The following is a 13,842-nucleotide window of genomic DNA, read 5'->3' as shown; positions in this document are numbered from 1 at the left end:
TAGAATTAACCACAAGTAAAGAATTTCCCTTATAAAACATTCAGTGAAGCAATGAAGTCTGAGTTTCCAAGTTATAAAGAAAAACACATCGTTGTCGTTGGTGGCGGAGTAGCCGGATCTACAGCAGCCATTCATTTTGCAGAGCTAGGCTTTAAAGTATCCGTTATTGAAAAGGGTGTGTCCTTAGTGAATGGGCCCCCAATCTGTCATCTGCACGCTGGCGGTAACTTATATCGAGAGATCTCTGAGCAACAATGTTTAGACTTGCTCTCTCAATCGATTGATACCATTAGGCTGTACCCACTGTCACTGAATATCCGCCCAACTATTATTGCAGTTCCGCATTCTGATGGTGGTGATCCTTCCACTCTTATCCCGCGTCTTGAGGTGATTAAAAGCGCGTACCAAACGTTGGTGGATAAGGATGAACGTAACCGAGTACTTGGCGAACCTAGTGAATATTACAAACTGTACTCGAAAGAAGACTTAATCGAACTTTCGAAACGCACTCAACCCGCCGAGCCGATCAGTTTTGATGACTGGACCATACCGTTTGCTCAACACGCTGATTTAGACTCGTTGAAATACCCCGTGGTATCCGTCCAAGAGTATGGTTGGAGCGTGTTCAGACTGGCTGCAATTGCATCTCTTACCTTAGAGCAGTTACCTAATGCAGATGTACTCACGCAAGCTGAACTTAAACGAGCGGAATGGGCGGGCGATCACTGGCAGTTGAACTATCAGCACAATGGGTCGGACTGTGAGTTAAATTGTGACTATCTGGTGAACGCCTGTGGTTTCGAAACTGGCTCTGTTGATAATGCTGTTGGCGCCAAACGTGACCGATTGGTTGAGTTTAAAGCCGCTTACATCACTCAATGGCAAGCGTGTGATCAGCAATGGCCAGAGGTCATTTTTCATGGCCCTCGCGGTACTGATAAAGGAATGGCACAGCTAACGCCATATGGAGATGGTATTTTCCAACTGCACGGTATGACAAAAGGCATCACGCTGTTTGATGATGGGTTGGTTGCAAGCACAAGCACCTCAGCTCAACCAGAACTACCTAATCTTCTATTGTCAAAAATCCGTCTGGGTTGGAAAGAAGAAGCGCTAGAGGCGAGAACAAACAATGCCATCCAGCACATGGCTCAGTTTATCCCTGCATATCACACCGCAGTGAAAGGTGGTAAAGCACTATTCGGTGCCCAGCAGATCCCGGGAAGTGATCCTGTATTAAGAGCTGCGGATGTTACTTTTGAACAAAACAACTATGCGCGAGTGGAAATCGTAAAAGCGTCTTCTACCTTGTTGGCCGCACAAAAGATACTGCATCATTGGTTTGATATCGAACCGCAACAAGATGTCGAGTTACAACACCCAGTTGCCATTCATTGGAGTGAGCAAGATGTCGAGAAATATGCAATACAACTGACTCAAGAACGTGATTATCCAAAGTCGCTCGCTGAACGTTACGGCATGTAATCCTGTTCTTTGCAGTAATTGGGCTCAGTAGCCAAAAAACTGAGCCCATTGACACCACAAGTCTTGCAACCTCAATCTATCACCTTTTACAAACGTTACTTTTTGACCGGGCTTTGCTTGCGCCAGTCTTGGTAAATCTATTCTTGCTACACATCCAAGCTTCGGGTAACCACCTATGGTTTGATGGTCGTTGAACAGTACAATCGGATTGCCATCATTGGGCACCTGTATTGCGCCAAGAGCGATACCTTCAGACAGTATTCCATCGTACGGCGGTGTAATTGTGTCGCCCTGTAGCCGGTATCCCATGCGATTGGAATCCGGTGAGATGGTAAACTCACTTGAGTAAAGGGCATCTAACGCTTCGACATCAAAGTCATCATACTGGTAGCTTTCTATCACTCTTAACTTAACGGGTAAGTTGTAGTCGGGCTTAAAGCGAAAGGTCATTTGTCTCGGTTTATGCTGGGGTAATCGATGAGGGGTAAACGGCAATACATCACCAGTTTGCAGCGCACTACCTTTAGCGTCCAGACCACCAAGTAACTCTCTACAAACCGTTGATGAGCTTCCAAGATGTTCTGCAATATCGAATCCGCCTTTCACGGCCAAATAAGCGCGCAATCCATTTTTAGGCATGCCAAAGTGAAGTTTCTGGCCTGTTTTTAGTATGAAGTCAGACCAATTCGCAATTGGTACTCCGTCAACTTTTGCGTTCAAATCACCACCACAGATAGCGAGATGACAATTATGTAACGCAACAAACGTCGCGTTTCCTAATGTAATTTCGACGGTAGAACAATTTACTGGGTTGCCGAGCAGGTAGTTTGCCCAACTATACGCGTAATCATCGACAGGGCCACCTTGAGTAATACCAATATGCGCTAAACCAAAACGACCAAAGTCTTGAATCAATGAAAGTGGTCCTGGCTTTTCTACTCGCAATCCAGCGTCACTCATAAAACTCCTCCTAAGTCGATAAATTCCTGTTTAGTAATTGCAGAAAACGTCACCCTGTCACCTACATCAAACGGAATGAAGGGAGGAGTATCAGAAAATAAAGCGAGCGGACTTCGGCCAATAATATTCCACCCGCCCGGACTATCCGATGGATAGACCGCCGTTTTACTGTCAGCAATGCCTACGCTACCGGCAGGAACTCGGGTTCTAGGGGTGGTGAGTCTTGGCATAACAAGCTTGTCACAAACATCGGATAGAAAGGCAAAACCTGGCGCAAACCCTATAGCAGAGACGCTATAGACCGTTTGAGTATGCAGGTCTATTACGTCTTGCAAGGATAAACCACCATTGTTAAATCGTTCTAAATCTAATGCGGTTTCTTCTGAGTAATAAACAGGAATCGAAATATTGTTTGGCTGTCGGCGGTCATACAACTCAGGATCGAACTGGCGGAGAATATGGTTTACTTTATCAATCAGAGTGCTTTCATCGATTCTAAAGGGCAGGTAGTCAATTAAGACGGTTCTATAAGAAGGAATAACATTCATGGTAACACTGGCCAGATGTTCCCTTATTTGGCGAGCTACTTCTCCGATGTGCTCCTCATGAGTGCACTCCTCAAATCTTACAAGGATACTGGATTCCGAGACAGCTGAAATATTAAACGTTTCCTGTTGCATTAATTCCCTCCAGAATACAGGCTCTGACGAATTTTTTTAATCAAAGCAATGGACTCTTCGTTATCTCCGTGAACACAAATTGTATCGGCTTCGAGAAGAATATAATTACTCGATGCGGTTTTTACACGGCCTGATTCCGCTAACATGCGTACTTGTTCGAGAATGGCATGTTCAGTTTTTAAGACTGCATTTGGCTGCGTTCTTGGCGTAAGCATGCCATTGTCTTGGTAAAGTCTGTCTGCAAATGCTTCGAACAGCAATGGCACATCAAAGTCATCTGCAATTTCTAAGTATTTTTCGTTCTCTTGCGATGCAAGAATCATCAACGGCACTTTGAATAAAGCAGCAGCCTTAACAACAGCTCGAAAAACAGCATCGTTTTTCATCATGTCGTTATACAGCGCACCGTGGGGCTTGATATAGCCAATATCAGTATACTGAGCGCGGCAAAGTGCTTGTAACGCACCAACCTGATAAACAACCATGTTCGTGATCTCATCACCCGTCATACTCAATGAACGACGCCCAAAACCCTGTATATCGGGATAGCCCGGATGAGCACCAATTTCGACATCATTCATATTGGCAAGAGTGATGGTTTCATGCATCACGTTTGGATCGGATGCGTGAAACCCACAGGCGATATTGGCCATATCAACATGAGGCATTACGTCTTCATCGGCCCCCATTTTCCAAGAGCCGTAGCTTTCGCCCATATCGCAATTTAGTGTGAGTTGTTGTTTATTCAGTGTCATACGTTCAATTTTACTCAAGCAATCAACTGACGATGCAGGAAGATACGCCTGGCTTCAGTGATTAAGTTCATTATTTAAACAGTTAAACGAGGTAAGTCTCGTTACAGTATTAACTTTAGATTATTTGAATTGATTCGAATATTTAGGTAATTCATTCTATTTCAATTCATTTTTTATGCCGTTGTCGATGATTTTATTCACCACCGTGTTACGATTTGCGCCCTAAATAAGGAATGGGTTGCATATTCATCTTCGGTTGTTTGATTGTTATCTGACTACGGGGCATTAAATGTCATTACGAATAAAACTTATTTGGCCAACTTTAGTTTCTATCGCTGCCATCTTCGTCATCAGTAAAGTTTACATCTATCATGCCGTGCATCTGTCGTCAAAGGTCAAACTTGCTGAAGACACGCGGCTTTTAATTAACATCGCCTCACATTCAATTAAAGATGCGCTTAGTGTAAACGACAAGCAAAAGGTTGAATCAATTCTTTCTGAGCTACTGCAGCAATCCGCCATTGCAGCCGTTCAATTAAAAGACAGCGACAAGCGGACAATCACTTTTTTAAGTAAAGATGGAGTAACCCTTACTCAACTGAATGAAATGAAAAGCTCAGGAAGCAATGCGGAATCCGAATACGAGTATATAGAAGTTGCCATTACCCATTACGGCTCTATTGTGGCATTGATAGAAGTAAAGTTAACTAACCCGAGCGTTCTGATGTTGGTAACAGATGGCATAATAGGAACCCTTATCTTGCTGCTGGTTGGCGTACTTTTACGAGCCCTTACAGATCGTTCAGCTTTTAAACCATTACTGGATCTTAAACTTGCGGTAGACGATTTCGGCTCTGGCCATCAGTTTAAGGTAGAAAGAGGGCATGATTTACGCGATGAAATAGACGAGTTACTTTGCTCATTTGAAAGTATGGTAACGAAACATCGACAACGTGATAAACAGCGCCAACATAACCTAGAATCCCTGAAACAAGAGAACTGCTTTCTTCAAGATGTTATTGAATCATTACAGTACGCCCTGATTACGGTAGACCGTAAAGGAATGATCATTCACTGTAATTCAGCGACTTATCAAATTTTTAATCGCAATAACCATCACTTATTGCAAACGCATGTTCGCGATCTCATTAAAACAAAAACAGGCCGTGAGCTCGCCCAATTTCTAGAAAAATCCTCGCAATGCAATGAGATGACACTAACGGATGTGGATAGTAGCCGTCAATTTAATGTATCAAGCCGATACCTTTCAGACCAAAGTTGTATGTTGTTCGAGGTTCGGGACGTTACAGAGTTAGAGGCTTCACTGAGTCGGGAACACATTGCTGGGCGAGTGTTTGAAAGTAGTCAGGATGGCCTAATCGTTCTCGATCATAAAGGGGTGATAACAATGATTAACCCTGCGGCTTCAAAGTTGATGGGGGTAGCGAACGACCAGTTAGTTGGAAAGCCGTTAATTAATAATATTCGCCATTTAAAACTGAGGAGAATGGTTCCACATATTGTCCAGTCCCTTACAAATTATGGTATTTGGCAGGGGGGAAATCTTAGAGGAGAATCGCCTAGGCAAGCTTATTCCGATGTTTGCGAAAGTAAACTGTATTGTAAAATGCGAAAGAAACAGCCTTTACGATTCAGTGATTGTACTTACCGACCTTTCTGATGCAAAAGAGATGGAACGCTTAGAATACCTGGCGCATCATGACCCGCTGACCGGATTAGCGAATCGTGCTAAATTCAACGCAGAGTTAGAAGATCTGGTACAAAGATCAGCCTACGTCCGAGACGAATTTGCGGTACTTTATTTAGACTTGGATGGATTCAAAGCAATCAATGACACCTACGGGCATGACGCTGGCGATGAAGTGCTGAGAATCGTGAGCAAACGACTTGTATCCGCAACAAGACACGGTGATTTGATCGCCAGGCTGTCTGGTGATGAGTTTGCAATGCTGGTCAACCCAGCTAATCAGACAATCGTCACACGTATTGCGGAACAGTTACTGACTGCAATATGTAATCCGATTCAATATGGTCAAAATGATCTACAAGTAGGCGTAAGCATTGGAGTGAAGCTGGTGAGTATCAATGAGCGAGATGCCGCCCGCGTTTTGAAAAGTGCGGATACAGCGATGTACCAAGCTAAAAAATCCGGAAAAGGGCGAGCAATATTAATGGGATATGAGTTGTAAGAGACAGTTTTAATTAAAGCGTTAAAGCTTTAGACTATCCTTATTCGCGTCAGAAGGAACATAAAATGAAAGTACTTGTTACAGGCGGTATGGGCTATATCGGAAGCCACACTTGTATTCAAATGATTGAAGCTGGTATGACACCAGTGATTTTAGACAACTTATATAATAGTAATCCTGCCGTATTACACCGCATTGAAAAAGTTTGCGGAGTAAGTCCGAAGTTCATTAAGGCTGATATTCGCGATAAAGCAGCGCTAGTTGATGCGCTGCAAAGCAATGATATTGAAGCGGTTATTCATTTTGCTGGTTTAAAAGCCGTTGGTGAATCCGTAGCGAAACCACTAGAGTATTATGATAATAACGTAAACGGTACTTTGGTATTGGTTGATGCAATGCGTGAAGCTGGTGTTAAGTCATTAGTATTTAGTTCTTCAGCAACAGTTTATGGTGATCCAGCTTCAGTGCCAATTACAGAGGATTTTCCAACAAGTGCTACCAATCCATATGGTCGCAGTAAATTGATGGTCGAAGAGTGTCTTACAGACTTTCAAAAAGCGAACCCAGATTGGAGTATCACTCTGTTACGTTATTTCAACCCAGTTGGCTCTCATCCAACAGGTGAGCTTGGTGAAGACCCTCAGGGGATTCCAAACAACCTGATGCCATTTATCTCACAAGTTGCCGTTGGCCGTCGTGAGTTCCTGTCGGTATTTGGAAACGACTACCCAACTCCAGATGGTACAGGAGTTCGTGACTATATCCATGTTATGGATCTTTCTGACGGTCACGTAGCAGCGTTAGAGAAAGTAGGTAACAAATCAGGACTGCATATTTATAACTTAGGTACAGGCAAAGGTTATAGCGTCCTTGAAATGGTTGAGGCTTTCCAAGCAGCGAGTGGCAAAGAAGTGCCCTACAAGCTGGTTGAGCGTCGCCCAGGCGATATCGCGGAATGTTGGGCGGATCCGTGTAAAGCGGCTACTGAATTAGGCTGGAAAGCAACCCGCACGCTTGAAGAAATGACGAGTGATACTTGGAGATGGCAATCTCAAAATCCGCAAGGTTATCCTGAGCTGGACTGATACATTTAACAAGTTTATAACCTAAAAGGCGCAGTTTTGCGCCTTTTTTGATCTAAATCGTAAAAATCGTAAATTTGAGGTTAAAAGCTAGCAACGAATCCTAGACGTGCTAAACTAAGCCCGACTTCAAGTTTTGGTCTTTTCTTTCTCATAATCACTGGGGTAGTTCATGGAACTCGGTCTAATCATCGCTTTCATCGTAGCAGCAGCTGTAATGGTGAAAAAAGAGATGGCACAGCAGTAAATTTTCATTTTCCATACTTTTCTTTACCTTTTAGAAATGAAAATTTGATATAAAGCCAGCATTTAGCTGGCTTTGTTGTATCTAAGGATTAAGTCATCATTTTTAATTAAATTTCCTTCTGATTCTACTCATCTAACCGTATCTTTAATTCCAAACCGCCTAGATTCGACCCAACTCAAACATGGCTAACCAGCAACTGACGATCGTATAATCAGGAAAACGTTGCAAAATAGGCATTTCTCGTCATTACTAATCAATGTGTTATATTGTTGTTTCTTGATTTATTAACTGTCTGATAAGGCATCACTCGTGTGGTATACATCAGGTAAAGGAAGTTAATGTGCACAGCCCGATCACTTTAGAAGCGCTCCATATTTTGGATGCAATAGACCGAAGAGGCAGTTTTGCTGCAGCCGCCAATGAATTAGACAGAGCTCCTTCGTCTCTTAGCTACCAAATTCAAAAACTTGAGCAAGACTTAGATATCATTATTTTCGATCGCTCAGGGCATAAAGCTCATTTTACCGAAGCTGGTAAACTCATCCTTGAACGCGGGCGAGATATATTGAAAGCCAGCGAAAAGCTGGTAAACGACGCTACGGTATTGGCAAATGGGTGGGAATTAGATATCACCGTTGCATTCGACGGCATTATTCCTGTTTGTAACTTTTTTCCTATGGTGGATGCGCTATCTGAAGTCAGTTCTACCCGAGTCAGATTGCAAGAAGAGATTTTGGCAGGTGGTTGGGAATCGCTCAACACAGGCCGTTCTGATCTATTGATTTGTCCATCCCTGGACACGCTTCCTCAAGAAGTGAAGTCAGAAAAAATAGGTAAGATGACCATGCTTTGGGTCGCCGCTGCAAACCACTATGTGCATAAACGCAGCGGTGATTTTGATGAAGCGGCAAGAGAAAAGTATCGTATTATTGCGATCGCAGACACGGCTCGAGAACAACCAGCGCTTTCAATGAATATTATTCAAAAGCAACCAAGGTTAACGGTCACCAATTTTACAGCGAAGGTTGATGCACTCAGAGCAGGGCTAGGTATCGGAACACTGCCAAGCCAAATAGCTCAGCCGCTGATTGAAAGTGGAGAGCTCAAGTTGATCGAAGGTACGGAGCCAATACCTATGGACGTCATTCTCGCGTGGCGTCGAAATACAATGGGAGAGGCTAAATCCTGGTGTATTCAATATTTGAAAAAAAATTGGACGTTAAAGTGACCTTGCCACAAAAGTATTGGATTTTTCAGCACTAAGATTTATTTCCAGACAAGACAATGCCCAGCTTGAACGATTCTATCCATGTAGAAAACGTCGAAAGCTGGGCCTTCATTCTAGTTTAACGCTAAGACCATATCTGCAATACCATCCTCAAATTGAACATCAATATCAAACCCGAGGCTTTGCGCTAACATCAGCATTCCACGGTTAGTCGGCATTGTCATTCCTGATATTTGCTTAGTGCCTTTAACTTGGCAATAGCTAATGATTTTTTTCATCAATACCTTGCCGAGGCCTTTTCCTTTTAGATCAGAGCGAATGAGAATAGCAAACTCAGCGTCGCTATTATCGGGCGTGATGAGAGCGCGAGCTACGCCAATAATTGATGGGCCGCTTTTATCAAAAGCAACGGCAACAAATGCCATTTCTCTGTCGTAATCGATTTGAGTAAAGTTAGCCAAAGCCTCGTGGTTGAACTCACCAACTTCGGAGAAAAATCGCTTGTAAAGATCTTCTCTGGATACGTTATTGATGAATTGAGCATGTAGAGGCTCATCTTCAGGCAAGATAGGACGAAGTAAGACTGGTTGACCGTCGCGCAGAGTGACCGTTTCAACAAACTCTGCCGGGAAAGGGCGGATAGCAAGACGCGTTTGAGCATCGCCTTCATATTTTGTTAACGTCAAATCCGCATCAATGATCGTCAAATCGTTCCCAGATACGAGTACTGGATGGATATCCAGTCTGTGTATTTCTGGTAACTCAACCGCCATCTGCGAAATACGAACCAAGAATTTCGACAGTTCGGTAATATCGAAAGCATCTTTATGCTTTTGCAAGCGGATCTTGCCTGATTTCAAAGCAACCACGACTAAATAACGCGCCAGAGTCATGTTTAATGGCGGTAACGCGGCGACGGCATCTTGAGCAATATTCCATTCAGAACCACCTTGACCAAGCAATATCACCGGCCCAAATACTTTGTCTACAGCAATACTGATTCGTATTTCTTCAGCACTGCCAAGTTTAGCCATACCTTGTACTAAAAGGCCGTGGACGTTAGCAGATGGATAGCTAAGTTTGACAGCATCTAAAATAGAATTTGATGCACTCGAGACTTCATTACTGTTTCTCAGGTTGAGGGCAACACCATGAACGTCTGACTTGTGTGGAATATCAGGAGAGCGCAGTTTTACCGCTACCGGATAGCCGATATTTTCCGCCATATGTACCGCTTCTATTGCATCGGACGCGATCCACGTTGGCAGCACATTGAAACCAAACAGTTTAAAAAGTGGGCTAGTTTGGTGTGTATCTAGTGATACTGTATTTTTATCCAGTAGTCGTTCATTTACCCATTCCATAGCAGAATTGATGCTTCCCGAGTGTAACGGTTCTGCCGTTGTTGGTGTTTCCATCAGTTGCTTTTGGTTTCTGCGGTATTCCACAAGGTGCATGTAGGCAACAACTGCACTTTCTGGTGTTCGATAAGTCGGTATTCCCGCTTGAGTGAAAGCAAGACGAGCCTCACGAGACGTTTGTTCTCCCGACCAGTTAGTCAGAATGTTAAAGTGCTTATGCCTCGGATGGGACTTAATCGCTTCAATCACATCGTACGCCGTATCTAGTGGATCAGAAACAGCAGAAGGGCTGTGCATAATCAAAATTGCATCCGCACAATCGTTGTTCATTAAAGCATTTATGGTATCGACGTAGCGCTTTTTGGTCGCATCACCAGAGAGGTCGATGGGGTTCACTTCTCGCCAGTTTGGCGGCAGAACGGCTCTCAATTGCTCGGTCGAAGCTTCATCAAGCGTCGCTAAATTACCGCCACGTTCGAAAAGCGTATCCACGGCCATCACTGCAGGCCCACCGCCGTTGGTAATGACCGCTAATCGTTCTCCACGCAGGGGCACTGAGTGAGTTAGAGTTTCTACCGCTGCAAATAACTCATGAGTATTGCTAACCCTTAACATACCTGTTCTGCGGATCGCAGAATCATAAATAATGTCTAAGGTATCGCCGTCTTGCTGCTCAAGCGTATTCATCTCTTTCGACCGTCCTGCTTTTAAAACAAGAATACGTCGATTTCGGGACGCCGCTCTGGCCGCTGATAAAAAGCGGCGAGCATCACTGATCGAGTCAACGTAGAGCAAGATGGCCTCGGTATGTCCGTCCATACTCAAATGATCAAGTAAATCGGCAAAATCGATATCCTGACCTCGTCCAATCGAAATAAATGACGAAAAGCCGATATTTTTGTCGTTCGCCCAATCCAGAACAGTTGTACAAACGGCGGCTGACTGAGAAATAAAAGCAATTTTGCCGGGTTTGGCAGCAACCGGTGAAAACGTACAATTGAAGTTATGCCAAGGGAGAATAATGCCAAGGCTATTGGAACCCAATACCCGAATATTAAGCGAAGACACATCGACGATTTGAGTGTCATCAGAGATTACGATAGCGAACTGAGTTCCACGCTCGTCTAATTCCTTGAGAAGCTTTTCATTACGAGAAGCGTTAGTACAAAGAATCGCGATATCTGGAGTCAAGGGCAGGGAAGCAATGTCAGGATAAGCGATAACGCCTAATACACTTTTGTGTTTTGGCGTTACTGGCATAATCGCGCCACCAAAACCACTTTGAAGAAGATTGCGCATGACCACGTGACCCGCGCGTAACTCTCTCGGTGATGCGCCAACTACCGCAACTGAATCAGGTTTAAAAAGCTTATGTAGTTTATTCATGCAGATTCCTTGCCTTTAACACGATATTGTTGAGAGCTTTACTGGATGGATATCAATAATCATAAACGAATACTTCTTAGAGAAAACATGCCAGAGATAAACAACGGAGAAAAACTGTACGAAGCTTGTAGAGTTTGTGTCACTCATCACATCAAAAAGGCAGTTTATTGTATTTGATGCTTGATAATCGAGCCTCCTATCGGCATGATTTATCGTAATATTTGTTCAGAGCGTTTGTTATTCATGAAAAAGACCGCAATCATCGGCTTAACCCTTCTTCTTTCCGCTTGTGCATCTGAAACCTACACTACGGATGTTACCTCAGAGAGTTTTCGCGAGGACTATTCTTCAGATGTCATATCAAAACCAATTATGGCGTCTGAAAATGCCGTCGTTGAGAAAGATGTAGCACCAACAGTGGTGAAAATGACACCTAAACCTGAAGAAAAGAAGGTCATAAAACTGACTCCAAACGATCAGGTAAAACCGGTTAAGATCATGCCACCAAGCAACGATCAATCAGCAGTTCAACGTTTCGGATACACCATTCAAGTTGTCGCTGTTGGTAGTGAAGATAAAGTGACTCAGTTCACCAACAAACTACCGCAAAGTGAGCAGCCGATTTGGGCTAACTACAAAGTAGTCAATGGCACCAAATGGTACTCCATTTTATACGGAGATTATGCGACAAGTGCTGAAGCACAAAAGGCGATCGCAACGCTTCCAGCTCAATTGCGTCAGTTAAAGCCTTTTGTCAAAAGCATTGATGCGATTAAAAACTCGGCATATCCGACGCTTAATAAACTAAACTGATCAAATTAAGTAGGGGGCATATCGCTCCCTTTTTAATTTGTTCAAATCGTACCCGAACGATACGCCTCACAGTAAAATAACTGTACGTCACTTCTCAAAGGGTTATCATAACAATAAGTATCTTTTGTAGGTCACGGAAAGATTGATTCATGATTAAAAATATTCTTCTATTATGCGGTGGTGGCTCTTCAGAGCACGAGATATCATTGCTGTCTGCTAACTTTGTCGAACAACAACTGAATCTCATTGAGAACATCAAGGTAACGCGTGTAGAGATCAAAAACGAAGGTTGGATGACCGATCAAGGCGAATTGGTTTACTTGGACCTCAATACCAAATGCTTATGTTCTAACGACTCAAATCAGACAATTGACTTCATCGTACCTTGTATTCATGGTTTCCCTGGTGAAACGGGCGATATTCAATCTCTATTTGAAATCGCTGGCATTCCTTATCTGGGTTGCGGACCAGAAGCAAGCAGTAACAGTTTCAACAAAATCACATCGAAACTTTGGTACGACGCTCTAGGTATACCGAACACACCATACTTGTTCCTGACTAAAAATAATGAGCAAGCTCATATTCAAGCTCAGCAAGCGTTTGATAAGTGGGGCAAAGTATTCGTTAAAGCGGCAAGACAAGGATCTTCAGTTGGCTGTTACAGCGTAACGGAAAGAGAGATGCTTTCTGACGCGGTTAATGCTGCTTTTGGTTACTCTGATCAAGTTTTAGTAGAAAAGTCAGTTAAGCCTCGAGAATTAGAAGTTGCCGCGTATGAAATGAATGGCGAACTCTATGTGACGAAACCTGGTGAAGTTATCGCGCCTGATGGTACATTTTATTCGTACGATGAAAAATACAGCAGTGCCAGCCACTCATTGACGGAAGTTGAAGCAAAAAACCTTACACCAAAACAGATAGAGACGATCAAGCAAGAGTCAGAGACCGTATTTAAACAGATGAACCTACGTCATTTGTCTCGTATTGATTTCTTCCTTACTGAAGATGGAGAGATTTACCTGAATGAAGTGAATACGTTCCCGGGTATGACACCAATCTCGATGTTCCCAAAAATGCTTCAAAACAATGGCCACAAATTCCACGAGTTTCTTCAAGACTGCATCAATAGTGCAAAGTAAATAACGTTACTTAACAATAGATTGTGTTAGAAGTGCTTGTGCTGAGCATCTCACTGTATGGATGCTCATTAAATTCTCTTAGACGACTGAAATTGATACAAAAATGGGGCATTTATGGCAGTTGCGACATATAGAGGCTTTAATTTAAAATCCAGTTTGGATGGCAGTCTTTGGAAGGTTAAGATCAAAAGCCACGTCTTGCAAGGTAATCTGACCTCAGTTAAAAAAAGTATTGACTGGTGGTGCGATACTGCTTCAATCATCGATCCAAAAGAGTTTGCTTCTCTTGCACAGACCAGGCAAAGCACCGCAGCAACACAATCAGTTGCTTTTAACGGCTATACTTTAAAAAATGATTCGGGTGAGCCGAATGAATGGTATTGCATGTTTAATGGTAAACTAATCAAAGGCGGTAAGTTGGCCATTCAACGTCATATCGAAGCTTATTTAGCTGCTAAGAAAAAAGCATTGCAGACCCAACAACACAAGAAATAAC

Annotated in this window: 10 protein-coding genes and 1 pseudogene; 7 read left to right on the top strand and 4 right to left on the bottom strand. The window is 43.2% G+C overall.

The genetic code is table 11. The annotated features are described in order from the left end of the window. The first annotated feature begins 51 nt into the window (after nucleotides 1–51). Nucleotides 52–1,485 carry an FAD-dependent oxidoreductase gene (locus tag VEJY3_RS20015; RefSeq protein WP_014234240.1) on the top strand — a complete coding sequence of 478 codons (1,434 nt, stop codon included), beginning with the start codon at nucleotides 52–54 and terminating at the stop codon, nucleotides 1,483–1,485. A 24-nt stretch (nucleotides 1,486–1,509) separates the two neighbouring features. Here the strand turns inward: VEJY3_RS20015 and VEJY3_RS20010 are convergent, their stop codons facing one another. The 3 genes from VEJY3_RS20010 to VEJY3_RS20000 are packed head-to-tail and all read right to left on the bottom strand — an operon-like array spanning nucleotide 1,510 to nucleotide 3,880. Further along, nucleotides 1,510–2,445 carry a biotin-dependent carboxyltransferase family protein gene (locus VEJY3_RS20010; RefSeq protein WP_014234239.1) on the bottom strand — a complete coding sequence of 312 codons (936 nt, stop codon included), beginning with the start codon at nucleotides 2,443–2,445 and terminating at the stop codon, nucleotides 1,510–1,512. Then, on the bottom strand, nucleotides 2,442–3,125 hold the full coding sequence (locus tag VEJY3_RS20005) for an allophanate hydrolase subunit 1 (protein WP_014234238.1): 684 nt from the start codon (nucleotides 3,123–3,125) through the stop codon (nucleotides 2,442–2,444). The genes VEJY3_RS20010 and VEJY3_RS20005 overlap by 4 nt, the downstream gene beginning before the upstream one ends. Continuing rightward, complete coding sequence (locus VEJY3_RS20000) at nucleotides 3,125–3,880, bottom strand: 5-oxoprolinase subunit PxpA (RefSeq protein ID WP_014234237.1); 756 nt, start codon at nucleotides 3,878–3,880, stop codon at nucleotides 3,125–3,127. Before VEJY3_RS20000 ends, VEJY3_RS20005 begins: the two co-directional genes overlap by 1 nt. A 289-nt stretch (nucleotides 3,881–4,169) precedes the next feature. On the opposite strand from VEJY3_RS20000, the pseudogene VEJY3_RS19995 reads away from it, so the two are divergent. The 3 genes and pseudogenes from VEJY3_RS19995 (at nucleotide 4,170) to VEJY3_RS19985 (ending at nucleotide 8,647) form a co-directional block, all read left to right on the top strand. Continuing rightward, a pseudogene (locus VEJY3_RS19995) lies at nucleotides 4,170–6,090 on the top strand (diguanylate cyclase domain-containing protein). A gap of 65 nt (nucleotides 6,091–6,155) precedes the next feature. Further along, nucleotides 6,156–7,175: a UDP-glucose 4-epimerase GalE gene (gene galE, locus VEJY3_RS19990; RefSeq protein WP_014234236.1), complete on the top strand. Its 1,020-nt coding sequence runs from the start codon at nucleotides 6,156–6,158 to the stop codon at nucleotides 7,173–7,175. A 584-nt stretch (nucleotides 7,176–7,759) separates the two neighbouring features. Next, on the top strand, nucleotides 7,760–8,647 hold the full coding sequence (locus VEJY3_RS19985) for a LysR family transcriptional regulator (protein WP_014234235.1): 888 nt from the start codon (nucleotides 7,760–7,762) through the stop codon (nucleotides 8,645–8,647). Between the two features lie 113 nt (nucleotides 8,648–8,760). Here the strand turns inward: VEJY3_RS19985 and VEJY3_RS19980 are convergent, their stop codons facing one another. Beyond that, a complete protein-coding gene (locus VEJY3_RS19980) occupies nucleotides 8,761–11,394 on the bottom strand; it encodes a bifunctional acetate--CoA ligase family protein/GNAT family N-acetyltransferase (RefSeq protein WP_014234234.1) in 2,634 nt (877 codons plus the stop codon). Nucleotides 11,395–11,637: 243 nt separating this feature from the next. Between VEJY3_RS19980 and VEJY3_RS19975 the strand changes: the two genes are divergently transcribed. The 3 genes from VEJY3_RS19975 to VEJY3_RS19965 all read left to right on the top strand — a co-directional run bounded on the left by VEJY3_RS19975 (nucleotide 11,638) and on the right by VEJY3_RS19965 (nucleotide 13,841). Next, nucleotides 11,638–12,207: an SPOR domain-containing protein gene (locus VEJY3_RS19975; RefSeq protein ID WP_014234233.1), complete on the top strand. Its 570-nt coding sequence runs from the start codon at nucleotides 11,638–11,640 to the stop codon at nucleotides 12,205–12,207. Nucleotides 12,208–12,356: 149 nt separating this feature from the next. After that, entirely contained in the window at nucleotides 12,357–13,346 is a 990-nt protein-coding gene (locus VEJY3_RS19970; protein ID WP_014234232.1) for a D-alanine--D-alanine ligase, read from the top strand. Nucleotides 13,347–13,460: 114 nt separating this feature from the next. Next, on the top strand, nucleotides 13,461–13,841 hold the full coding sequence (locus tag VEJY3_RS19965) for a DUF3319 domain-containing protein (RefSeq protein WP_014234231.1): 381 nt from the start codon (nucleotides 13,461–13,463) through the stop codon (nucleotides 13,839–13,841). The last annotated feature ends 1 nt before the right edge of the window (nucleotide 13,842 follow it).

It is taken from the genome of Vibrio sp. EJY3 (assembly GCF_000241385.1).
Classification (GTDB): domain Bacteria; phylum Pseudomonadota; class Gammaproteobacteria; order Enterobacterales; family Vibrionaceae; genus Vibrio; species Vibrio natriegens.
This window is presented reverse-complemented; position numbering and strand designations above follow the sequence as displayed.